The organism is Nostoc sp. LEGE 06077, from assembly GCF_015207705.1.
In the GTDB taxonomy this organism is placed as follows: domain Bacteria; phylum Cyanobacteriota; class Cyanobacteriia; order Cyanobacteriales; family Nostocaceae; genus Nostoc_B.
Genome location: NZ_JADEWI010000073.1, coordinates 1 through 24,542 on the forward strand (window position 1 = coordinate 1; position 24,542 = coordinate 24,542).

21 protein-coding genes and 2 pseudogenes are annotated in these 24,542 nt (G+C 41.5%); 6 read left to right on the forward strand and 17 right to left on the reverse strand.

Translation table 11 applies throughout. The features are described 5' to 3' along the window. A pseudogene (locus tag IQ244_RS28585) lies at nt 1-196 on the forward strand (IS5/IS1182 family transposase); the annotation flags it as partial. A gap of 196 nt (nt 197-392) precedes the next feature. Here the strand turns inward: IQ244_RS28585 and IQ244_RS28590 are convergent. From IQ244_RS28590 to IQ244_RS28600, 3 genes and pseudogenes are all read right to left on the reverse strand, one after another. Continuing rightward, the gene (locus IQ244_RS28590; protein ID WP_193900078.1) at nt 393-2,105 is read right to left on the reverse strand and encodes a diflavin flavoprotein; all 1,713 of its coding nucleotides are present in this window, start codon (nt 2,103-2,105) and stop codon (nt 393-395) included. A gap of 405 nt (nt 2,106-2,510) precedes the next feature. Then, nucleotides 2,511-2,873 (reverse strand): annotated as a pseudogene (locus IQ244_RS28595) (type II toxin-antitoxin system RelE/ParE family toxin). Then, complete coding sequence (locus IQ244_RS28600; RefSeq protein ID WP_193900079.1) at nt 2,863-3,102, reverse strand: hypothetical protein; 240 nt, start codon at nt 3,100-3,102, stop codon at nt 2,863-2,865. The pseudogene IQ244_RS28595 and the gene IQ244_RS28600 overlap by 11 nt, the downstream one beginning before the upstream one ends. Before the next feature lie 66 nt (nt 3,103-3,168). Here IQ244_RS28600 and IQ244_RS28605 point away from each other — a divergent pair, with 66 nt between their 5' ends. Then, entirely contained in the window at nt 3,169-3,369 is a 201-nt protein-coding gene (locus tag IQ244_RS28605) for a DUF433 domain-containing protein (protein WP_193900080.1), read from the forward strand. Between the two features lie 143 nt (nt 3,370-3,512). Here the strand turns inward: IQ244_RS28605 and IQ244_RS28610 are convergent, their stop codons facing one another. From IQ244_RS28610 to IQ244_RS28635, 6 genes are all read right to left on the reverse strand, one after another. Beyond that, nucleotides 3,513-5,270, reverse strand: coding sequence for a HEAT repeat domain-containing protein (locus IQ244_RS28610; protein WP_193900081.1), 1,758 nt, complete (start codon nt 5,268-5,270; stop codon nt 3,513-3,515). Between the two features lie 243 nt (nt 5,271-5,513). After that, nucleotides 5,514-6,842: an NACHT domain-containing protein gene (locus tag IQ244_RS28615; protein ID WP_193900082.1), complete on the reverse strand. Its 1,329-nt coding sequence runs from the start codon at nt 6,840-6,842 to the stop codon at nt 5,514-5,516. Nucleotides 6,843-6,911: 69 nt separating this feature from the next. Next, nucleotides 6,912-7,352: a hypothetical protein gene (locus tag IQ244_RS28620; RefSeq protein WP_193900083.1), complete on the reverse strand. Its 441-nt coding sequence runs from the start codon at nt 7,350-7,352 to the stop codon at nt 6,912-6,914. Nucleotides 7,353-7,530: 178 nt separating this feature from the next. Further along, complete coding sequence (locus tag IQ244_RS28625) at nt 7,531-8,328, reverse strand: Rpn family recombination-promoting nuclease/putative transposase (protein ID WP_193900084.1); 798 nt, start codon at nt 8,326-8,328, stop codon at nt 7,531-7,533. 85 nt (nt 8,329-8,413) lie between these two features. Further along, nucleotides 8,414-8,869, reverse strand: coding sequence for a DUF29 domain-containing protein (locus IQ244_RS28630; RefSeq protein WP_193900085.1), 456 nt, complete (start codon nt 8,867-8,869; stop codon nt 8,414-8,416). A 167-nt stretch (nt 8,870-9,036) separates the two neighbouring features. Beyond that, nucleotides 9,037-10,761 (reverse strand): diflavin flavoprotein, encoded by a 1,725-nt coding sequence (locus IQ244_RS28635; protein ID WP_193900086.1) that lies wholly within the window; start codon nt 10,759-10,761, stop codon nt 9,037-9,039. A 263-nt stretch (nt 10,762-11,024) separates the two neighbouring features. On the opposite strand from IQ244_RS28635, the gene IQ244_RS28640 reads away from it, so the two are divergent. Next, nucleotides 11,025-11,804 (forward strand): pantothenate kinase, encoded by a 780-nt coding sequence (locus IQ244_RS28640; RefSeq protein WP_193900104.1) that lies wholly within the window; start codon nt 11,025-11,027, stop codon nt 11,802-11,804. 26 nt (nt 11,805-11,830) lie between these two features. On the opposite strand, the gene IQ244_RS28645 is transcribed toward IQ244_RS28640, so the two are convergent. Continuing rightward, a complete protein-coding gene (locus tag IQ244_RS28645; protein WP_193900087.1) occupies nt 11,831-12,646 on the reverse strand; it encodes an alpha/beta fold hydrolase in 816 nt (271 codons plus the stop codon). An 87-nt stretch (nt 12,647-12,733) separates the two neighbouring features. Continuing rightward, nucleotides 12,734-13,228 carry an NUDIX hydrolase gene (locus IQ244_RS28650; protein ID WP_193900105.1) on the reverse strand — a complete coding sequence of 165 codons (495 nt, stop codon included), beginning with the start codon at nt 13,226-13,228 and terminating at the stop codon, nt 12,734-12,736. A gap of 879 nt (nt 13,229-14,107) precedes the next feature. On the opposite strand from IQ244_RS28650, the gene IQ244_RS28655 reads away from it, so the two are divergent. Further along, nucleotides 14,108-14,272, forward strand: a complete 165-nt coding sequence (locus IQ244_RS28655) for a hypothetical protein (protein WP_009457656.1) — start codon at nt 14,108-14,110, stop codon at nt 14,270-14,272. 114 nt (nt 14,273-14,386) lie between these two features. On the opposite strand, the gene argH is transcribed toward IQ244_RS28655, so the two are convergent. The 6 genes from argH to trmD form a co-directional block, all read right to left on the reverse strand. Continuing rightward, entirely contained in the window at nt 14,387-15,778 is a 1,392-nt protein-coding gene (argH, locus tag IQ244_RS28660; RefSeq protein ID WP_193900088.1) for an argininosuccinate lyase, read from the reverse strand. A gap of 63 nt (nt 15,779-15,841) precedes the next feature. Continuing rightward, nucleotides 15,842-16,048, reverse strand: a complete 207-nt coding sequence (locus IQ244_RS28665; protein ID WP_193900089.1) for a hypothetical protein — start codon at nt 16,046-16,048, stop codon at nt 15,842-15,844. A 133-nt stretch (nt 16,049-16,181) separates the two neighbouring features. Continuing rightward, complete coding sequence (larB, locus tag IQ244_RS28670) at nt 16,182-16,958, reverse strand: nickel pincer cofactor biosynthesis protein LarB (RefSeq protein ID WP_193900090.1); 777 nt, start codon at nt 16,956-16,958, stop codon at nt 16,182-16,184. 60 nt (nt 16,959-17,018) lie between these two features. Continuing rightward, a complete protein-coding gene (locus IQ244_RS28675) occupies nt 17,019-18,803 on the reverse strand; it encodes an ABC transporter substrate-binding protein (RefSeq protein ID WP_193900091.1) in 1,785 nt (594 codons plus the stop codon). Between the two features lie 81 nt (nt 18,804-18,884). Next, complete coding sequence (gene ispF, locus IQ244_RS28680) at nt 18,885-19,367, reverse strand: 2-C-methyl-D-erythritol 2,4-cyclodiphosphate synthase (protein ID WP_193900092.1); 483 nt, start codon at nt 19,365-19,367, stop codon at nt 18,885-18,887. A 20-nt stretch (nt 19,368-19,387) separates the two neighbouring features. Further along, on the reverse strand, nt 19,388-20,119 hold the full coding sequence (gene trmD, locus IQ244_RS28685) for a tRNA (guanosine(37)-N1)-methyltransferase TrmD (protein WP_193900093.1): 732 nt from the start codon (nt 20,117-20,119) through the stop codon (nt 19,388-19,390). Between the two features lie 653 nt (nt 20,120-20,772). Here trmD and IQ244_RS28690 point away from each other — a divergent pair. After that, nucleotides 20,773-21,636, forward strand: a complete 864-nt coding sequence (locus IQ244_RS28690) for a cyanophycinase (RefSeq protein ID WP_193900106.1) — start codon at nt 20,773-20,775, stop codon at nt 21,634-21,636. A gap of 173 nt (nt 21,637-21,809) precedes the next feature. Next, nucleotides 21,810-24,515, forward strand: coding sequence for a cyanophycin synthetase (cphA, locus tag IQ244_RS28695; protein ID WP_193900107.1), 2,706 nt, complete (start codon nt 21,810-21,812; stop codon nt 24,513-24,515). Nucleotides 24,516-24,542 lie beyond the last annotated feature (27 nt).

Consider the following 24,542-nt stretch of genomic DNA (forward strand, 5'->3'; position numbering starts at 1 on the left):
TTGCGAAGATAAAAAGAGTAATCGAGACTTAGCCAAAGTTCGAGTTGTCGGTGAGCATATTAATCGGAAACTAAAGATATTTAAAATCTTGTCTGACCGTTATCGCAATCGGAGAAAAAGATTTAGTTTGAGATTTAATCTCATCGCTGGTTTGTACAACTATGAGCTTCGTCTCCCTAAAACTGAATCTGCTTAACTGACTTTTGCAAGAGGTCTCCTGATCTAAAACTTAATTTTTCGTTTTTTGCATAAGTCTTACCAATGTCATGCTCACAAAAAAATACTAAGTGTTGTTCACTTCGACTTCTCCTGTCGGAGACGCTGCGCGAACGCTCAGTGAACAGCACTCACCACGGGCTAAACGCCCCGCTACCGCTAACAGCACTCAGCACTTAATAATGCGTAGCCGACTTACGATGATGCACAGCCGTCACACCATCCTGATTCAACACCTTACCGTTTTCCACAGTGGCATAAACTAGCCAATGATCACCCGATTCCATCCGGTGCTGCACTTTACATTCCAAATATGCTAAAGCATCCGCCAAAATAGGAGAACCATTTGCACCTTCTTCAGTGGCGACACCTGCAAATCGGTCTTCCCCAGGGCCAAAGGGTTTGAGAAAATGCTTCATTAACCCGATGTGATTACTCTCTTTAAGAATATTCAGGACAAATTCGTTACCGGAGTGGGTTAGTGATTCTACTGCCCTTTCTTTGGCAACGGCGATAGTTAACCCTGGTGGATTAAAGCTGGCTTGGGCTACCCATGAAGCTAACATGGCGCTGGCTCTGTCGTCTTGTTTCGCTGTCAGCACACACAAAGAACCAACGATGCGCCCTACTGCTTGTTCAACATTGGTCGCGGGGACACTTTGAGTCCGAACTTTTTTGGCTTTTTTCAAAGCTTGGGCAAAGTCCGTTCCGGCTTCTTCGCACAATTGCAGAGTCGCATCATCGGGTTTAAACTTCACGCGGATGGCATCAAACCCAAAGCGATAACCCGCATCTTTGAGTCGGCTTTCAATTAAATCGACAGCTTCACCACTCCAACCAAAGGAACCAAATACACCCGCCAGTTTATTATTAGTTCCGGTGGATAAAACAATCCCTAAAGCTGTTTGCACTGGTGTCGGTGCATGACCGCCTAACGTGGGCGAACCCATGACAAAACCATCAGATTTTTCCACCGCCGCGCGGATTTCTTCTGGTTCAGTAAATTCGCAGTTAATTGATTCTACCGCCACGCCAGCTTTTGTAATCCCACGGGCGATCGCTTGGGCTAAGGTTGCAGTATTCCCATAGGCTGAAGCATAAATCAATGCTACTGTCAAGTCAGCCGAGGTTTGCTGTTGACTCCATTGGCGGTAAGCTTTAGTCAGTTCAATTAAGCCATAACGTACCAAAGGCCCGTGTCCCGTCGCATACAAACGTGCGGGAAAATCCGCCAATTTTTCCAACGCTGTTTCCACCTGCCGCGCATGGGGAGCCATCAGGCAGTCATAATAATAACGGCGGTCTTCGTTAATAATTTCCCAGCCTTCATCTAATACTTGATCGCCGCAGATATGCGCCCCAAATAACTTATCTGTGTAGAGGATTTCGGTTTGGGGGTCGTAGGTGCAGAGTTCGTCAGCGTAACGGGGGTTGGGTGTGGGAATGAATTGCAGGTTATGTCCCTTACCCAAATCTAGGGTTTCTTCCCCCCGCATCACAATAATTGGTAACTCTGGATTTTCTAAAGCACCACGTAAATTAATCGCCCCTGGGTTAGAACAAACAAAGGTAATTTGGGGTGCAATTTCTAATAAAGCTTTTAAAGTAGCGGCGCGGTTAGGGTTGATGTGACCGAGAATGACATAATCAATTGCTGTCACATCAATCCGCTGTTGCAACGCATCCAGATAAATTTGCGTGAAAGTCTCCCCAGGCGGGTCAATCAAAGCGATTTTGTCAGCTTGAATTAAATAAGAGTTAGCCGTAGTCCCTTTAGCTAAGGCGTATTCTATTTCAAATCTTAACCTTGCCCAACTGCGCGATCGCATTACAGTTGTATCAGTTGCAATGGGCAATACTTGTACATCACGCGGTTTAGTATCTGGCATAATTTTTGAATAACTTGTTTATTTTTAACGCGATCGATGTGCAACTTATTCTTGAAACCCCTCTCCAAACCTCTCCCCTGCAAGGAGATAGGCTTTGAATCTCGCCCCCCTTCCCTGTCTGCGACACGCTGCGCGAACGTAGGGAAGGGGTTGGGGGTTAGGTTTGAGAGAAAGTTGCACACCACGTTTTTTAAGTATTTATTATGGATTAAACAGCAATTGCTACATATAAGTCCACAATTGCCGCAAAGGAGTACCTATTTTAATTAAAGCTTAATTTAGTTGATTAAATTTTCAGCATTTCTTATGAAGAGGATAACAAAATTAATTGCAGATATCTAGCGATGTCTACGACGGGCTGCGCCTACGCATCTTGCTGAGATTGGGATAGGAGAGAGCGATCGCCTATTCTTCCTGCTGTTGCTCAAAATCAGCTAATATTTGTTTAATTTCTTCTGCTGAGATATCTTCTTGCTCGGATTTTGAGTAGATGGTTACTAAGATAATATTTGTATCTGTCTTGACATAATAAATTATTCGATACCCACCACTTTTACCTTTTTGAACATCACTATTTTTAACTCGTAGCTTAAAAATTGTGTATCCAACTCCAGGTATTGGGTTTCCTGGTAATTCCCCTGATTACAGTTGTTCTACAACTGGCTGTACATCATTACGGATACTGCGATACTTCTTGGCTAGAATACGCAGGTTGCGTTGAAATTTAGCAGTAGCATCAACTTGAATCAATGGTGGCTCACTCTGCATCAATCCCTTGCCAAAGTTGAGAAATAGGTACAGTATTTCCATTCATCGCATCGTACCAACCTTGACGAAAACTTTCTTTTGCTGATTCAACAAGTTCCTCATCATCTTTATTCTCTTCTGTAATGAGGACAATGACTCGGACTCGGCTGTGTTTTGCTATGGTTAACGGTTCGTCTAAGGAAAGTTGACCGACTTCATCAACAGTTCCTTGAACCTCAATTGCTTTCATTGGTGTGAATCTGAGTTTACTTTTAATAGTATAGGACTTATAACCATTTATCACGAAGCCACAACTATGCAAAATCTCACCAGAATTACCCGCAATCCAGAGGTGATGGGTGGTAAACCCTATATTCGGGGAATGCGCGTTACGGTTGGTACTATCGTCGGCTTAATGGCATCTGGACAAAGTAATAGTGATATTCTCAAAGCGTATCCTTATCTGGAAGAAGCTGATATTTATGAGGCACTTGCCTATGTTGCATCACCATTGTGAATGTATCGCCTGACATTGCCAATGTATTGCCTAACATTGCGATTGTATTGCGTAACATTGCCAATGTATTGCCTAACATTGTGATTGTACCGACTAACATCGAGATTGTATCGCCTGACATTGCCAATGTATCGACTATATAATCAACAACTACGCCGTAACCATTCTAAAATTTCATTAACTGATTGGTGGGGTGTAAAGACTTTGAGGGTGTTGTAGTTTGGTATGGGGTCGCTAATCAAACAAATTGTACCTTCAAATTTGCTGATGGCGTTGAGAAACACATTGCTGTATGTTGCCTCGCCTGTAGTTTGAGTTGCGCCTGGGTGAAACAATAAAACTACTTGCTTGTCAGTTTCTAGCAATTCCCAATAGGTTTGCAGTTCCGCCATTGTTTTCGGCGTACCATCTGCACATTTAGGACAGCCAGCTTTGACAAGTGCTGTGTAAATTTTACTGGCTGGGTTATCTGGTGCGATGAATTTACTCGTGTCGATACAAATTAAGTGAATGTTTTGGCTAAGTTGAGTGTCATTGTTAATTGCAGTTTGCAAGTTTTGGAGTAAGTCAAGATGGTTAATAAGGATTGTTTCAGCGTTTCCTTGATGCCAAGCTTGGTAGAAATCTGGGTAGGTCATATTTTGGCTACAGTACCAAAAAAAAGAGTATAGTCTTTCTCTGTAAATTCTGTCTAATCCATCCAATGATGAGGCATTTGCATCTAATACTAATAAGCTATGCTTCAAAGCTGTAACAATATTTGCAATTTGCTCTTTTTTTAAAGTGTTGTGTAAACTATTTAATGCAGAAAGATTGTCAATATTATTTTCATTTTTGTCTTTACTACACTCAACTAATATATCAATGGCAAGTTGATTATTTAGATCAATTTTTCTTAAATTAATTGCTACTTGGAGTTTAGACCAATTATCTATATTAGAGTTACGTAATAACTCAGATAAGCTATTAACAGCAACTTCTTTTCCTGAATCAGTTAGTGCTAAAGTTACTGCTACTTCACATTTGAGAAGAATACTTAAATTTGGATCTTGAATTAATTTGACTAATCTATCAGCTACAATTTGGTTAATCAAGTCAATTTTACCTAAGCTAATTATTGCTGCATATTTTGTTTCATCAGATACATTTTGTTTCTCTATTAAATTAGACAAAGCATTAACAGCAAATTCGTTACCAAATGCAATTTTACCCAAATTTTCTACTCCATAGTATTGAGTATCATCATCTATATTTTGTTGGGCAATTAAACCTACTAAGCTATTAATAGCAGCTTGATTACAAATCCCAATCTTACCTAAACTTTCTATTAAATAATATTGGTTCTTATCTACATTTTTTTCATCTATTAATGTGCAAAAAGCATCAATTGCTTTTTGGTTACTAGAAGCAATTTTACCTAAATCCTCTATAGCCACATCTTTCGTATCATCATCTATATTTGGATTGCTAATTAACTCTACTAAAACATCAATTGCTTTTTGGTTACCAGAGCCAATTTGCCCTAATATGTTTGCTCCATAGGATTTATGAAAATCATATACATCTTTATCGCGTATTAACCTGACTAGAGAGTCAATAGCATTTGGATTGCCTGGAGTAAGTAGTGCTAGGCTTTTCGCAGCAGACCATTTAGTGTCATCATACACATTTTGGTCGTAAATTAGCTTTTCCAATACGTGAATCAAATTTTGATTATTAGCACCTATTTTGCCTAAACTTTCTGCCGCTTTATATTTAGTCTCACTATCAATCTCTTCATCTTGAATTAACTCAACTAAGACATCAATCGCCGTTTGGTTGCCAAAACAAATTTGTCCTAAACTTTCTACAGCAACCAATTTAGTAGACTCATATACTTTTGAAGTGTTAATTAAATTCACCAAGCTATTAATTGCTGTTGCGCGTTCTTTTGGAGTGAGTGTTATCTCTGCTCTCTTTCTAATTGGTTCAAAAGTAACACTATTAAGTGTAGGTACTACTAAGTTAATTATTGATTCTATGATTTTATTTGCAAAAATACATTTATTAAATTCTACTATACTTTCAGCAGCTAATAAATAAGCATGATGGTTATAAATTTGTCTACATCTATCGTTAAATGTGATTAATGCTTCAACAAATGCTTACTTTTCATTTTTTACTACATCATCCCGCCCAAACCAGAGTAAAATCACCTCTTTCCACTGCGGTTCAAAAATGCGGTAAGTTCCTTGTGTTATATTATTAGGAACATGATTGAGAAACTCATGCCAATCATCAACCCTTAACGCAGCAAAATATTCTTGGAAGTTAGGATGAAAGAAAGCATAAACTTCCTCCTCAGTTTCAGCTACTCTGTCTACTAAATTTAACCATCCTACATTCTCAGCTAATTTAAATAATCTCTCGCCCATTTCTTGACGTGCTAAACTCCGCCGCAAGCGAAACCGCGCAGGACTGTTAATACCTGCAAAAGCTAATTTGCTTAAAGCTTGGTGTAATTCATCATTTAAATCATCAGAGTTACACAACTCAATAGATAACTCTGATTTCCATTCATAGAAATAGCGGGTAAATCTCTGATAAAGTGCTGCTTTCGTTTCTGGTAATTCTCCCTGCTTATCCAAATAGAATGTCTGACACAACAGCGACAAGCGCAGAGGATTTGTCACCAACTTACGAATATTTTCATGTTGAGTTGCTTTTAACTTATCCTGTAGTGTCTTCCCTTTCGCTAAATTACCAGCACGCTCAAACCACTGTTGAATAAAATCATCAATTTGTTCTGGTTTAAATTCTTGAGTTTTATAAGTATCAAATCCTGTGAGTGTATTATTAACCTGGGCATCCCAAACATTTAACCGACAAGTTAAAACCACTCGCGCCTGTCTCAAAGATGCTGTCAGTTCTCGATTAATTTTGGTTAATGCTTGCACGGGTGAATCTTCACCCATTTCATCTACACCATCTAACAGTAGCCAAACTCTCTCTTTAGCAAAACACTCAAGTAATTGACATTCAATTTCTGGCGTGACGACAATATTAGGTTTAGCTAATCGCATCGCTTCAGGAAGCCATTGCTTGAGTAAATATTCCTCAATATCTTTATCCTGTAAATTGGCGAGAGAAATACAGATGGGTAAATCTTGAGTGTTGTTTTGAATAAAAGCAGCAATGGTACTCAATAAAGTAGTTTTACCTGCTCCTGGTTCACCAATGACGGCAATATGTTTATTATTTCCGCTTGGCTGTTGTGTAATTACTTCTCGTAGAAATGCGTCATGTTCATAGGTTTTAACTATGACTTCTTGCGTTAACTCATATACATTTTCTCTGTTTCGCTGTTCATCTAGTTGTCGGCGTTGCTGCTGTTTGCGTTCCACCAACCCCAAAGGAACATAAACTTTAATTTCAAAGCCTTGTTCTGTCGCTTTGCGTCTGAGTTTTGCTGCTTTGTTCTGACTGTTCAGCATAGCGGTGCAAATCTCACGCCAATCATCGGGAGTTAACTTTGACCCCTCCTCCCCTTGGGACGACTGTAGTCAGTTGTTATTAATTACTGTCCCAATAGTGATTGATTGACCAGCAATTCCACCTTTGTTTACAGTGAGGTTCTCTGCTAACTTCGCAAAGTTGTTGACAACTGACGGCTGAGACTTAATTTCATCTGTTAACTGTTTAATTTCCTTAGCAGCCTCAGACAGATCATTCTTAACTGCTGCTTCCACATCCACAACAGCTTGAGCAATTTCGGGGTCTTGTGCGGCTTGTGTCAGTTCCAGCACTGCTTGACCGTAATCTAATTTCTCTGGTTCATCACTGGTAAGAGATGGTGCTTTATTCTTTCGGCGCAGTAATTCTATCAACTTACCAGGAGCAGTCCATAAAACATCACCAAGATTTTCGCCGATTTTCTCCTGTGCTTTAGTCCACAGGGTAGTTGCGATCGCAGTAGCTACAGCAGTCAAGCTCACAGTTATCATAAATTCACTATCAATAAGCCAAATAGCGGCAAAATTTTATGTGTCTATTCTACTGGTAAAACTACTGATGCGCTAAATCTGGAGGCGATCGCTCTTAGTGGCTGTTTAGTCAATTGCAACGAAACTTGACGAATTTAGGTAAGATGGGGTGCGATCGCCATGACTCATAAAGGGTATATTACCTGTATTTCTCAACAGATTCCACAGCCACATTAAATTGTTGAGCAATCTGTTCTACACTCATCCCAGTTTTTAGTAACAGTGGGACAGCAATTTTCAACAGTTCTTCTCGACCTTCTTCTCGTCCTTCTTCTCGACCTTCAGCTTTGGCTTCTTGATATACTCTTGTTTCCTCTAAAGTTATTCCTAGCATCGCTTCCACTTCCTCTCGACTCAAAGACGAAAACTTGTACACAGCAATTGTCGTAATAATTTCGATGATTTCGTTTTTCGGCAGTGTGCCTGTTTCTTCTAATTTTACTCGTTGAATTAGTTGCTTGGCTTGCTCTGCCATTGTTTCGGAAGATGCGGTTGTCAACTGCATTAAGTTGATGCCTATTGGCAGAGTATCAGAAGTACCTAACTCATCCAAATAAATGCGCTGCACTTGGTCGCTATTTAAAAATATGCGATGAGTTCTTTTATCGTTGGGTTCTAAACTGCGTGATGGAAATATTACTACACAGTACCAATCATCGTATTGAGATTGATTGCGGTACAAATAGGTGAGCGACTCGGTAAAAAACCGATGATAAAGACTTTCGTCTCTCTGAAATTGCACTTCGGCAAAAAAGATAACTCTAGATGTTGCGTCTTCTGGTGGTAAGAAAACACCATCAATCCGAAAAGCGGTTTCTTTCACCTCCACTGACTCAAATCGATAGTTTTGCGCCTGTGCAGGACGGTTATCAACGAGTTCAAAGATTAAAGCTGGAAATCGCTTGAAAATTTGATAATAAATAGAGTCACGTTTCACAAAAATATCAAAATATTTTGATTATTCAGGATTAATTTTATCAGTCTTTATCTGCATATCTAACAACAAAGTCATCGCTCTAGAATTAAGGTATAAAATCTGCGTCAAGAATCTGAGCTACAGAAAAAGGTGATTCTTGGGGGAATAGTTCTGATGGAAGTCGATATTTTCTGATGGTATCATTTCTAGCATCTGTATAACAGTCTAGAAATACATCCTCTAAAACAGATTTTAAACTGGGACTATCTTCTAGAAGATAAATTATTTGTCGTCTTTGCTCAACAATAGTATTACGCCATCCTCTGGCATTACACTCTTTTTCTTCTATCCAGAATTGCAGTTTTAATAAATGTTCAATTAAGATTATTAGACGATTTTTAAGTTCTTTCTTTTCACTTCGCCCCATACTATCAATTTCTTCAATTAAATTCGCAATATCTAATTGTTCCAGTTTACCTTCCTGCAAAAGTTTAACTGTAGTTTGTATCCATAAGTAAAAATCTTGTTCATATAATGTTTTGTTAGTCTCAGAGGTCAACATAAAAATTTCTCCTGACTCAACAGAATATTGATTACATTATACAGTGAATAAATATTAGCTATTTCATCCCATACCCTAAAGCATGATAGCGATCGCACTTCCCCTAATTCTCAAAAGTGCGATCGCTATTCATCTTTTACAAGTCCTCTGATGAGTCGCAAAAAGTTTTAGTAGTGATTTCCTACTTTGCGATGATGCACAGCTGTCAGTGCTTCAGATTTAGAAACTCGGCCGCCGTTGACGGTGCTGTATACCGCCCAGTGGTCGCCGCAGTCCATCCGGCTGACGACTTCACATTCCATGTATGCTAAAGCGTCGGCGAGGATGGGTGTACCATCTTCGCCACTTTGAGTTCGCACACCTGCAAAACGGTCTGCACCAGGGGCGAACCGTTTGAGGAAGTGGCGCATAAGTGTTTGATAATTGCCTTCTTCTAAGACGTTTAGCACAAAGCGATCGCCTACTTGCATTAAGGATTCAATCGCCCGGTCTTTGGCGACTGCGATGGAAAAGCCCAAGGGTTTGAAGCTGGCTTGCGCTACCCAAGAGGCTAACATGGCGCTGGATACGTCGCCTTTTTTGGCGGTAATAATATACAACCCACCACTGAGTCTACCAAGTGCTTTATCTAAGTCTGCACTTAGAGATTTCATCGCTTTGATGCTGCGATCGCGCGTTACCCACTGCCCTAAGTCTGTGCCTGCTTCTTCACACTGCTTGTAAGTAATTTCGCTGGGTGTTTCACTAAGTTGAATGACGGGGAATGCAATGTGCAGTCCTAACGCCCGGAATTTGTTCAACAGGGGATAAGTTGGTTCATCATTACCACCGCCAGTCTCAAATATACCGATGGCTTGTTTATCTTTGACTGAGCCTAAGACTGTGCTAAGTGCAGCTTGAGCAATGTTATCACCAGCCGATGGAGGCACACCAATTACTATTCCCGAACAGCGCCCAACGAGTTCGCGTAATTCTTGTAAGTCTGTGGCTGAACCTAAATCTACTATTTCTACAGCTACGCCAGTTTTGTTGATACCGTTAATTACTGCTTGGGCTAGGCGATCGCTATAACCGTATTCCGAAACGTAAAATAAACCAATGCTGGTTTCTGGTTTAGCTTGGGTCTGGCTCCAGTTACGGTAACGTTTGGTTAATTCCTCAACGTTGTGATAGAGTAACGGCCCGTGACCTGTGGCAATCATTTTAATAGCTGGCAATTCACCCATGCGCTTCATCGCAGACAGAACCGAGCGCGAATTCGGCCCCATCAGGCATTCGTAGTAATATTTAAAATCAGCTTCTATAGTTTTTAAGTCTTCGTCAAAAGTGGCATCGGAGCAATAGTGCATCCCGAAAGCATCGCAGGTGAAGAGAATTTGGTCTTTGTGGTCAAAGCTAAATATTGTGTCCGGCCAATGCAAATTAGGGGCAATCACAAATTCTATCTCGTGACCGTTACCTAAATCTATGCGATCGCCATTTTTGACAATCTGCCGTTTAAATGGCTGATGTACCAAATCTTCCAAAAATTGAATTGCGACTTTGGAAGCCACAACGGTAATTTCTGGAGCCATTTGTAACAAATCTTTTACTAAGCCGCTGTGGTCAGGCTCAGTGTGGCTGACAATCAAATAATTGATATCTTGAGGATTAATCAACCCTGTGAGCGTATCAAAATACAGCTGACGGAATTTCTCATGGGAGGTATCAACTAAGGCAATTTGCTCACCGCGAATCAGAAATGAGTTATAGGTAGTACCATTTTGTAAACCAAACTCAATATCAAAGCGATCACGATCCCAATCTAAAGAGCGAATTGCTGTTGTCTCTGGTGCAATTTCCCCAGTCTGTATAGTCAGCCGTTTTTCAGTTTTTTCGGTGAGTAATACCATAACTCCCCTCCTTAACACAATGAGTATTTCTTCCTCTTGATCTATTTTGGCACGGTTTAAATGTAAATTTTTATGAAAAAACCTATAGATAACTTAAAAAAGTTAAAAGTGTGAAACCGTGTATATTGAAATCTGGCGCTAACCATTAGAATCGCCACGACAAGAATAAAGCCTGCCAACCCAGACTGGAAAAACTAGACTCTACTCTAGTCCGCGTAGGCGGACTTTGTTTGTATAGCCGCGATTTTAATCGTTCGGGTGGGATGAGTAAACAGAAACCTTGGTTAGCTTTAGAGATAGGCAATTCTAGACTGCATTGGGGGTTATTCGTTGGTGAAACCCTTGACTGTACATGGAATACAGACTATCTACCTGATTCAGTTATACAGCAGTTGGGTAACGGTCAAACTTTAGATGATTTCCCAGCCAAGATTTTTACCCTACCTTCTCCCTTACCTCTGGCTGTGGCTTCCGTCGTTCCCAGTCAAACAGTACTTTGGCAAACTTACTCCAATGTCAGGGTAATTACTTTAGAAGATGTACCTTTAAATAATACCTATCCCACATTAGGAATTGACCGTGCTTTAGCTTTGTGGGGTGCGGGGAGAAAGTTAGGATTTCCCATATTAGTAATTGATGCGGGAACCGCCTTAACTTTTACAGGCGCAGATCATCAACAGAATTTAGTAGGTGGTGCAATTTTGCCAGGATTCGGTTTACAATTTGCGAGTTTAGGGCAAAGAACAAGTCAATTACCACATTTAGAAACGCAGAATTTTACATCTTTACCGCCACGTTTTGCCCAAAATACACCAGCAGCAATTCAAAGTGGTGTTATCTACACTTTGTTAGCCGGAATCAAAGATTTTATTACAGATTGGTGGAAATTATTTCCTAATAGTAGAGTTGCAATTAAAGGAGGCGATCGCACTTTAGTAATCCAATATCTGCAAACCTTATATCCAGAAATTGCCGCCCGTTTGATTGTTGAACCCAATTTAATTTTTTGGGGAATTCAATTAATATTTAATATCAATGAATAATATAAAATAATAGTAATAAATTTCTATTATCTCTTACCCTGAATAAAATCATCAATTTCTTCCGCCACAATTCCTGCACAGGTTTCTGGCAAATCATTACCAGCGTGAGCCACTAATTTAAAATCTACGAGCGGAATTAATTGTTTATAAGTTTGGCTTTGAAATACCGCATCAGAAGAATCTTGTCCACCTTGCAAAATTAACGCTGGAACATGAATTAAATGCAATTTATCTTGCAATAACTCTGCTTTAATTTCTGGTGTCTGCCTTTGAAATAATAGCTGGCAGGCTGCGGGATATTGCAGCAAATGTTGACGTTGCTGTAAGTCTTGCTCTATTTTTTCATGCCAACCCAATATTTTAGTGATGGGTCTGATAAATTTTAAAAATTTAACAAATAATGGGGAAAATTCTAATAATTTTCGTCTTTGTTGCCAACGCTTTTCTTGTTTCTCTACTTCTACACCTTCTGGTGCTAAGAGAACTAAACCTTCAACTTGTTCTGGATATTTCAACGCATAACTAGCTGCAATCCAACCTCCCAGAGAATGTCCGACTAAGTATACTCTTTCTAGTCTCAAAGCTTGCAGAAATTCAGCGATAGATTCTACCTGTAAATCTATCGAGTGATGAATATCTGGTTTGTCAGACTCACCAAAGCCTAATAAGTCTGGTGCAAAACAATGGAAATTTTTCGCCAGTTTTTCCATTACCGATGACCACTGGCTACTATCGTTCCAAGCACCATGTAACAATACCACTGGAATACCTTGCCCAGCTTCACTCCAAAATAACAATCCTTGGGAGAGCTTTCTGCGGGAGTTACGTAATAGTGTATCCATCTTATATATAAAAATTACATCATAGTAGATTGTAGTTTTTATATTGGATTTTGTAATTAAAACTCCCAGCGAAAATCTAAAGTATTGTTACGCCAGTGTTGTCAAGCCATTTAAGTAGTCTTGTATCTGTCGGGAATGGTCATGGGACATTGGCCCACTCGGTAAAGCACTCTGTGAAAAAGCTTGGATTTCCATGACTTCTAAAGCATCTTGAATTTCCATTGTCCCTTGTACTTCTGCTTCAACCACAACGCAAATCGAATGAATTCGCGGATCACGGTCTGGTGCAGAATAAACCCCTACTAAACGTTTAATCTCTACTAACTCCAGTCCGGTTTCCTCTATCAATTCTCGGCGGACTGTTGTGGGAATATCTTCCCCCCAATCTACCATCCCGCCTGGTAATGACCAAAGACCATTATCTCGCCGCCGAATTAAGACAATTCGACCGTCAGGTAATATCGGAATAATACTTGTACCAGTAATAGGATGACGGAATATAATACCCAATACTGTTTGTCCATAACGCCATAAACCGCGTGTAGACTCGGCAGCTGCTGCAAAAAAAGCCAGAACGTTCAAGCTAAAAATCTTGGTGTTATGTTTTGTTATTTCCTGCACTCGCATTCACTCAACTAGCTAATTATTGAGATTTGTTTCACACAAAGATGCTTGTGCTTGGGGATTTTATGCTCAGAGGATATTTGAAAAGTATTAGCTGATTTACTTAGTAATTGAATATACGTCTAAATCTAGACTAGCTTTCCTACAACTAATGAGTAAGCATTTAAATCTCCAGCCATTCAGCTAGGTTTTTCCCCAAAGGAATAGCCCCAAGGCTTGGGTAACTGATAACTATTGACTTATAGCCGAGGTAGAATCAGAAAATCAAGCAAAATACTTGATAGTTTTCAAATATCATCTAAGAGTTTTTGTATGATAGCGTAATTTTAGCATTTGGTTAAAGGAAAATGTTTGTATTTATATATACGTTTTTTCTTTAAGTAAATGGATAAATAGTAATATATGAAAACTGTCCTGAATATAGATTTAAATCATAGAAAATAATTGATTGCGCTGTTAAAAAATCTCACGGAAATCTCTAAATAATCTGACTAATTTTTGGTGAGCGATCGCCAGCTACTTTTACAGAAAGTTATTCTTTAAATCTCACACTAAAATTTCTATTAATTATCCTGATGATATCTATAGTTAGATTTCCGAATATTTTTCCTCGTGCTGATGATTTTCGTCTTTTCAGTTGATCCCGTTAAAGAAATCATCAAAAATTTATATTGACAGGATTTCAATTAATACGATACAATTGTACGTTGTTCAAATAAAGTAGTTAGACTGTTAAACTAGGGGAAAATCATATCAATAGCATCAGCGTTAGTAGCTGAGTCATGCCTAAGAGATGCCTAGTTTATCTTTTTTTGTTGTTTATTTAATGAGGTGAACATGGCAAAGCGCCGTAACCCGAAAAAAGAAAAGGCGCTACGGAACCAGGCATACGCCAGAAAGTTTCGTAAACGGACTACAACGGGAAGAATGCAAAGAAGGTTCCAGCAAAGACCACCGAAGAGTGAGGAAGATGAGGGCGCAGCAGCAATTGATGCTGAGTAAGCCACCAACTTAATTTCTGATTCTTGGAATGATTCTAATTTTGAGGGCGTATATTTGTACGCCCTTAATTTTTTTGCCGTATTAGGACTTACAGATTGAAAACACTTTCAGACTTCACACTTCAGATTTTATTTGATTGCGTGCAGTAACTAATGCCTTGTTAACTTGGGCAAAACCTGTACCACCATAACTATTACGCGCAGATACGACTGTACGCGGTGCGATCGCCTCATAAATATCTGCGGCGAATGCAGGATGTATTTGTTGCCATTCGTCTAGGGTTAAGTCTTTCAAAAGTTTGCCCGTCGCAATGCTAGTTTTTACCACCTTGCCCACAAGATTATAAGCTTCGCGGAAGGGAACACCCCTGGCAGCTAAATAATCTGCCACATCGGTAGCGTTAGAAAAATCTTCTGCAACTGCTTCACCTAAACGCTGACTGCGAAATTCTAAGCCTTCCCGCAGCAAAATTGTCATTGCTTCTAAACAAGCTTTGACTGTGTTAACGCTATCAAATAAACCTTCTTTGTCTTCTTGTAAATCTTTGTTATATGCCAAAGGCAAACCTTTCATAATCACTAGCATTGCTTGAAGATGACCAAAAACCCGCCCAGTTTTGCCGCGCACTAATTCTGGTACATCGGGGTTTTTCTTTTGGGGCATAATGCTAGAACCAGTTGCACAGCTATCTTTAAGGGTGATAAAGCGAAATTCTTCCGAAGCCCAGAGAATAATTTCTTCCGAAAGACGGCTGAGGTGAACCATAATCAAACTAGCAGCACACAAAAATTCAATGGCAAAATCGCGATCGCTCACTCCATCCAAGCTGTTAGCATAAACACTATCAAAATTTAGCAACTGGGCTGTATAGTGGCGGTCAATGGGGAAAGTCGTTCCCGCCAAAGCACCGCAACCCAAAGGTGAAATATTCACGCGGCGGGAAACATCTCCCAAACGTTCCCAATCACGCTGTGCCATTTCAAAGTAAGCCAATAGATGATGGGCTAAACTCAAAGGTTGAGCGCGTTGTAAATGGGTGTAACCAGGAATCAGGGTTTCCACGTTCTGTTCAGCTATATCGAGCAAAATTCGTTGAAATTCCCGCAAGTAATTACGAATTTGCTGAATTTGGTCGCGGAGATAAAGCCGAGTATCTGTACCAACTTGGTCGTTGCGCGATCGCGCCGTATGTAATTTTTTACCGACATCACCAACAATTTCTGTCAGTCGCCGTTCCACAGCAAAATGGACATCTTCAGCATCAACTCCCGGCTGAAATTGTCCTTGGCGATATTCTTGGCGAATTTGTTCTAAACCTGAAACGAGTTGTTCGCCTTCTTCAGCAGAAATTATCCCCGTATGCGCCAACATTTTGGCATGAGCTTGGGAACCAGTCAGGTCATATTCAATTAATTCAATATCAAAATTAATGCTGGCATTAAACAGAGCGATCGCCGGATGAAGCGCTGATTCAAATCGCTGGCTCCAAGTTTGTGGTTGCGTCATAAAACAAAGGGGAATGGGAAGTAGGCAAATACTCTAATCCGTACTACCAACCCCCTATCAGTGTCAACCGTAGCTGGTAAGGTTACGAAACAGCCAACCAATCACCAAACCAACTAGCAAAGCCCAAATTTGACCTGTTTGGACAAAATGATTCCAAGCTTTCTGTACCTGACCAATCAGATTTGGGTCACTAACTTGTTGTGCCAGTACCATAGCATTCATTGGCAAATGCCAAAATAGCTGAAAAGTTAAATCGTTGAGGTAGTGCATACCGAGTTCTTGTAAAGTCCTCTATGTCATAACCTCTATATGTAGAGGATGTCCAGTATTTGCTTAATTTGAGCCGAGGGAGATAAGCGATCGCTCTACCTGAGATTTTGTCCCATTCTCAATACTCTAACCTCTACTCCTGACTCAATTTCGTAGCTGTCCGCAAAATTTGCCCCGCCAAAACAGCTGCACCAAAACCGTTATCAATATTCACTACTCCAACACCAGCAGCACAAGAGTTAAGCATTGTCAATAGAGGTGCTAAACCGCCAAAACTGGCACCATAGCCAATACTAGTAGGCACAGCAATTACAGGACAATTTGCTAAACCTGCAACCACACTGGGTAAAGCGCCTTCCATCCCTGCAACAACAATTAATACTGATGCTGATTCAATCAAGTGACGGTTACTCAGCAAGCGGTGAATACCAGCCACCCCCACATCCCAAAGACGCTGAACGCGAAACCCAGAAAGTTCGGCTGTAATTGCAGCTTCTTCCGCCACAGGTAAGTCAGCCGTACCAGCCGAGAGAATCCCAATTTCTCCGGGAAACTGAGGTTCGATAGTTTCGGGTGTAATGGCGCAAATTCTTGCTAACTCGTAGTAGTGCAAACCGCGCACTTTTGATTGCAGTACCGCATAAACAGATGGTTCAATGCGCGTCGCCATGACTACTGGGTTGCGTTGACGCATCACCTCAATAATCTGGACAATTTGATCAGGAGTTTTCCCTGGCCCCCAAATTACTTCGGGGAACCCAGTTCTAAGGGCGCGATGGTTGTCGATTTTGGCAAACTCACCGACAGGTTCATAGGCTAAGTTTTTGAGGGAGTTTAAGGCCAGATCTGGGGTAACTTTACCATTAGCAACGGCTTCTAGGAGCGATCGCAAAGTTTTGTCATTTGTCATTTGTTATTTTTCATTTGTCAAGAGTCAATGGTTAATGTAATTTTGACCATTGACTCTTAATTATTTTGTGATTTTTATTTCGTAAATATTCCAGAATGCACCACTCAAAGCAGAATAATTAATGCCTTCAAAGCGATTACGTACTGCTGTCATGGCTAAGGGATTCACCAAATAAATAAAAGGCAAATTTTCTTGGGTAATTTGTTGAGTTTTGCCATAAAGTTGTTTAACTTTGGCCTCATCAAATTCTTGAGTAGCTTGGATATAAAGTTTCGCAATTTCTGCTTCCCAAGGAGACACTTCCCAACCTTCAATCGGTTTTTGTCCTGGTTGGGGTTTTTGATTAAACATATGCAATCCACCATCAGGAGACCAGACATTTGCCCCATCATTTGGTTCTAAACCACCTGTCAAACCGAGTAAAGAAGCTTCCCAATCTAAAGTATTAGAGAGCTTATCTGTATAAGTATTCCAGGCAATGGGAGTGAAATCAACCTGCATCCCAATTTTCGCCAAGTCTTGTTTAATCTGCGCCCCCATTGCTTCCCTGATTTTATTACCAGAATTAGTTAACAATGTGAAGCGAACACGGTTCCCTTCCGCATCTAATAACTGACCTTGTTGATTGTATTTAAAGCCAGCCTTGATTAAAAGTTCTTTAGATTTTTCGAGATTGTAATTGTAGGTTTTTAGCCCTTCTTCTGGTGAAAGATAATAGGGACTCTGCACTGTAACTGGTGAGTTTTGAGGCTTACCCAAACCGCGAAAAGTATTATTAATCATTGTTTGGCGGTCAATAGCATAAGCAACAGCCTGACGAAATTCTACTGTATTAAACCACCGTGATTTTATTGGGTCTACCAGTGCTTTGCCGTTCCTTTTACCCTTATTTAAATTAAACAGAATAAAGCTAGTACCAGTTGAAGGTTCATTCCCATAAATTTTGAAGTTTCCCTGTTTTTCTTGCACCTTTAGCAAAGAAAAGTAATCAGGTGAAATACCAATAGTATCTAAGCCACCTGACCGAAATTGCAGCAAAGCCGTATCAGTATTTTCGACAATTTGCCAAACTAAACGTTCAATATAAGGCTGGGAGTTTCCTTGAGCATCTTTACGCCAATAATAGGGGTTACGTCGGAATACAACACGCTGGCTAGTGTCATAACGCTCAAGTTTGTAAGGGCCATTGACAATAATTTCTTCAGGAGAAGTATCGACACCCCATTTGGATAAAAATATCGGCTTTCCTTCACTATCTTTCTGTTGTACATATTTTTGCAAAGCATGGGCAGGTAGTATAGGAGTACCTGTGTTCAACAGAAAAGGTCTAAAGGGTTCTGGTAAAGTAAATTCTATACGACGTTCATCTATTTTACGGATACTAGGTAGTTTCCGACTAGTGCCAATTCTGAAAGCATCTCTGACATCTGTCGGAATGGCTTCATTGAAATAAACATCATTGTAAGTAAATACAACATCATCGGCTGTAAGTGGCTGACCATCAGACCATTTCAACCCATCACTTAGAGTAAAAGTAAACTTCAATTTATCTTCAGAAATTTGCCAAGACTCTGCTAATTTTGGCTCAACTTTTCCAGTGATAGGATTTTGGTCAACTAAGCCTTCGTAAGTCAACCCAAAAATATTTGGTGATTCTTGACTCAGCGGATAATTAAATGTTTTGGGATCACTCAGAATACTGCTTACTACTTGAGGTATTTGTGCCGCCGAACTCTTAAAATTACTAGGGTTACAAGCAGCAATAGTCATTGCTGTAAATGCCGATAAAATTATGAGTATCCAAGAATGGTTAATCTTAGGCAAGTTATATTTAAAAAGTTGCATAGTTTTGAAATGCAAGAAGATTTACTGTTGCACTGAATAATATCTGGTGTACTTCTATAGTCGCCATATTCAAATGCTAAATTAATCAGCAGTTACGAGTAAGACTACAGCATAAGCACAAATGCCTTCTTCTCTGCCTACTGGGCCGAGCTTTTCATTGGTGGTAGCTTTGATCCCAATTTGATTGGGTTGTAATTCTAAAACTGTGGCCAGCTTACTACGCATTTTCTCGATATGCGGTTTTAACTTTGGGCGTTCGGCAACTACTACTGAGTCAATATTCCCTATCTGCCAACCTTGTTCCTGAATTAGCTTATGTACTTGAGTTAAAAGTATTAAACTATCTGCACCTGCCCATTGGGGATCACTAGGGGGAAAGTAATGGCCAATATCGCCCAAAGATAAAGCTCCGAGCATGGCATCCATAATGGCATGGGTTAATACATCAGCGTCACTATGTCCCAATAACCCCAATTCGTGGGGAATTTGAATTCCACCTAAAATTAAAGCGCGATCGCTCACTAATCTGTGAATGTCGTAGCCGTTACCAATTCTGATGTTCATAGTTAATCATCAATAAGTTATTATCCTTTGCTCCCCTGCTCCCCTGCTCCCCCACTCCCCTGCTCCTTCTCCTCTTGCCATTTTTCCAATAAATCAGGGCGGCGATTGCCAGTGCGTTTAATTTGTTGTTCATAACGCCAACGTGCGATCGCGGCGTGATTTCCAGAGAGTAAGACATCCGGCACTTTCCAGCCACGGAAATTGGCAGGACGAGTATACTGAGGATAATCAAGTAAACCCTCTTCAAAACTTTCAGACTTTAAAGACTCTACCTTACCCACAGTTCCCGGTAAGAGGCGTACCACGCCATTAATTAAAGCCATTGCCGGAATTTCGCCACCTGTAAGAATAAAATCTCCTAGAGAGACTTCCCGCGTCACTAAATGTTGCACTCGCTCATCTACCCCTTCATAATGTCCACAGATGACTACTAGTTGGTCATAATTAGTTGCCAACTCCCGCAACAGAGGTTGGTTAATTGTTTGACCTTGAGGACTCATCAAAATTATCTCTCTGCGAGGTAAACAGGGTAGTGACTCCACAGCGCCAAATATAGGTTCTGGCTTCATCAGCATCCCTACCCCGCCCCCGTAGGGTTCATCATCTACTTTTCGGTGTTTGTCATTGGTAAAGTCTCTGGGATTTACTAAATTCACTTGGGCAATTTGTTTGGCTAAAGCTTTACCCAACAGCCCAGAACTGAGAACTGAGGTAAAACAATCAGGAAAAAGCGTAACTATATCAAAGCGCACAGTAATTCGTATTCGAGAACACTAATCTTAAAATTGAATGTCTAGTAAACACAAGAAGCAAATGTAGGGTACAACTACAGATAAGCTTAATCAATAGTATCTAAAAGTACTAGAACTATTGATTTTTAGTGGCAACCAAAGTTTTTCTAATTACTTAATTTATGTTTAAATATTGTGACAACTACATTTAAATTAATAATCTGACCAAAGTTAACAACTTCCAGGATGCATCGAGCCAGACCCAGAAACAGCGTGTTAAGACCTGCTCACACCCAATCTCAGAAAGGAAACTTAGTTCCCAAATTTTCCCAGGAACCCTAGCTACCAAACAATATTCTGCCAGTCTGGAACCGTGGACAGGTGAACAACAAGGCGCTGGCTTTGAGGAAAGGCAATAGACACATGAAAAATTAAACTTCATGTGCCTCAAGCGAGAAGCCAAGTTGGCAGAAATTGCCCTGGCAACTTCCAAAAAGTGTCCTCTCAAACAAGCAAAATGCCCAAAGCATTAGGATACTGAAACCTTGTTAAATTCACACGCCATTCGCTACAAGCCGGGAAACCCGTCCAACGCAATGGCTCACGCCATTTGCTATAAGCCGGGGAACCCGTCCAATGCAATGGCTCCTGAAGTTGTTGACAGGAGAGACAAAATGCAGCAATTACAAGCTAAATCGCTGGAAATGAGGACACCCCAAGCAACTAAAACCGCTGTTATGGTCATCGGAGGCGCTGAAGATAAAGTTCATGGGCGCGAAATCCTAAGAACTTTCTTTGGCCGTGCTGGTGCTAGTAAGGCTTATATTACAATTGTTCCATCAGCCTCCCGCGAACCCGCTATTATTGGTGGTCGGTATATTCGCATTTTTGAGGAGATGGGTGCTGAAAAAGTTGAGATTTTAGATATTCGTGAGCGGGAACAATGCGAATCCTCCCAGATCAAGGCATCTCTAGAGGCGTGTAGCGGGGTATTTCTGACAGGAGGAGACCAACTGCGCCTTTGTGGCGTATTGGCAGACACACCAGCGATGGAAATTATCCGTCAGCGGGTGAGAGGAGGACAGTTAACATTAGCAGGCACTAGCGCCGGTGCGGCAGTAATGGGGCATCACATGATTGCTGGTGGCGGTAGTGGCGAAACACCAAATCGCTCTTTAGTCGATATGGCAACAGGTTTAGGATTTATTCCTGAAGTAATTGTCGATCAACACTTCCACAACCGTAATCGTATAGGTCGTCTACTGAGTGCGATCGCCGCTCATCCAGATCGACTGGGAATCGGGATCGATGAAGATACCTGTGCTGTATTTGAACGCGATGGTTGGCTACAAGTGATGGGCAAAGGCAGTGTCACCATTGTCGACCCCACTGAACTGACCCACACCAATGAACCCCATGTTGGTGCTAATGAACCATTGACATTACATAACTTACGTCTGCATATCCTCAGCTATGGCGATCGCTTCCACCTGTACCAGCGGACTGTATTGCCTGCTGTACACCGGATCTCCAGCTGACGGGATAGAGTATCCGAGGTTACACTGAGTTGATCACATGTTTATTTGCTGGCAGTAGAAAAAACCAAAAGAATAACATGTAAACAGAAAAAACTGTTTACCATGAACAGTTTAGCGATCAAATCCAGTAAGAAACTAGAATTTTGGTTCCGAATCTCCATCTACCTATTCCCATGAGAATCCTCAAGATCCAGACCTTACGCGGCCCAAACTACTGGAGCATTCGACGCCACAAACTGATCGTCATGCGCCTCGATTTAGAGAACCTTGCCGAGACGCCCTCAAATGAAATCCCTGGGTTTTATGAAGGATTAGTTGAGGCGCTACCAAGTCTGGAGGGTCATTATTGTTCGCCTGGCTGTCATGGTGGTTTTCTAATGCGGGTACGAGAAGGTACCATGATGGGCCATATTGTGGAACACGTAGCCTTAGAACTCCAGGAACTAGCTGGAATGCACGTAGGCTTCGGTCGCACCCGTGAAACTTCCACCCCCGGCGTTTATCAGGTCGTCTTAGAATACCTGAACGAGGAAGCGGGACGCTATGCTGGCAGAGCAGCAGTCAGGCTATGCCAAAGCATTGTTGATCGTGGCCGCTATCCCAAAGCCGAACTAGAACAAGATATCCAAGACCTGAAAGACTTTTGGCGTGATGCTTCTTTAGGCCCCTCCACAGAAGCAATTATCAAAGAAGCCGAAAAAAAAGGCATTCCTTGGATGCAACTAAGCGCACGCTTTTTGATTCAGCTGGGCTACGGCGTGAACCAAAAGCGGATGCAAGCCACCATGACCGATAGAACTGGCATTCTCGGCGTGGAACTAGCTTGTGATAAAGAAGCGACAAAACGCATCCTCGCAGCATCTGGCGTTCCAGTACCTAGAGGTACTGTAATTAACTTTTTGGATGATTTGGAAGAAGCGATTGAATACGTTGGTGGCTATCCCATTGTGATTAAGCCACTAGACGGTAATCATGGACGTGGCATCACCATTGATATTAGAAACTGGGAAGAAGCCGAAGCAGCTTATGAAGCCGCCAGACAAGTTTCCCGGTCAATAATTGTTGAGCGGTATTATGTTGGGCGCGATCATCGAGTACTCGTGGTAGATGGCAAAGTAGTGGCCGTAGCCGAACGTGTACCTGCTCATGTGGTTGGTGATGGTAGATCTACAATCGCCGAATTAATTGAAGAAACCAACAAAGACCCAAATCGTGGTGACGGACACGATAAAGTTCTCACAAAAATTGAACTAGACCGCACTAGTTACCAACTACTAGAAAGGCAAGGTCATACCCTCAACAGTGTGCTACAAAAAGGTACAATTTGTTACCTACGAGCTACCGCAAACCTCAGTACAGGTGGCATTGCCGTAGACCGGACTGATGAAATCCACCCGGAAACCCTTTGGCTGGCTCAAAGGGTAGTCAAGATTATCGGTTTGGATATTGCTGGCTTAGATGTCGTCACCACAGATATTAGCCGCCCCTTGCGCGAAGTCGATGGGGTAATTGTGGAAGTCAACGCTGCGCCTGGTTTTCGGATGCACGTCGCCCCCAGTTCGGGGATTCCCCGCAATGTTGCTGGCGCAGTGATGGATATGCTGTTCCCCAACGAACAGTCGAGCCGCATTCCCCTCCTCAGCATCACCGGTACAAATGGTAAAACTACCACTACCCGACTGCTGGCACATATTTATAAACAAACAGGCAAGGTAGTTGGTTATACAACTACAGATGGAACTTATATAGGTGATTACTTGGTAGAAGCGGGAGACAACACAGGCCCGCAAAGCGCCCACCTGATTCTACAAGACCCAACTGTAGAAGTAGCTGTATTAGAAAGCGCCCGTGGTGGCATATTACGTTCTGGCTTAGGGTTTGAAGCGGCAAATGTCGGTATTGTGCTGAATGTGGCTGCTGATCATTTAGGTATAGGTGATATTGATACCATCGATCAATTAGCCAACCTCAAGAGTGTAGTTGCCGAAGCCATATATCCTGATGGCTATGCTGTACTCAATGCAGACGATCGCCGCGTTGCCGCAATGGCAGAAAAAACCAAGGCGAACATTGCCTACTTCACCATGAACCCGGACTCAGAATTAGTCCGCAAGCATATCCAACAGGGAGGAGTAGCCGCAGTTTACGAAAACGGTTATCTGTCAATTGTCAAGGGCGACTGGACACACCGCATCGAAAGAGCCGAACAAATACCATTGACAATGGGCGGACGTGCGCCGTTTATGATTGCCAACGCCTTAGCAGCGAGCTTGGCTGCTTTTGTGCAGAATGTCACCATTGAACAAATTCGCGCTGGGTTAAGGACATTTCGCGCTTCTGTGAGTCAAACACCGGGAAGGATGAATCTCTTTAACTTAGGCACCTTCCATGCTTTAGTAGACTACGCCCACAACCCTGCTAGTTATGAAGCAGTAGGAGCCTTTGTCCGTAACTGGAACACCGGACAACGGATTGGTGTAGTTGGCGGCCCTGGCGATCGCCGAGACGAAGACTTTGTGACTTTAGGTAAACTAGCCGCAGATATTTTTGACTACATTATCGTCAAAGAAGATGATGACACTCGCGGTAGACCACGGGGATCGGCATCTCAATTGATTATGAAGGGGATTACTCAAGTTAAACCCGATGCACGCTGCGAGGTCATAATGGACGAAACCCAAGCAATTAACAAAGGTTTGGATATGGCTCCAGAAAACGGCCTAGTAGTAATTTTGCCAGAGAGCGTTAGCCGCGCCATTAAGTTGATCAGATTACGTGGTCTAGTTAAGGAGGAAGTACCTCTACAAAACTCTCCTACAACCACCACAGAAAACCAAAATGGGGTGTCACCTTCCTCTGTTATCAACACGCTATTGTAACCAAAAGACAATATTCATTTTTCTTCA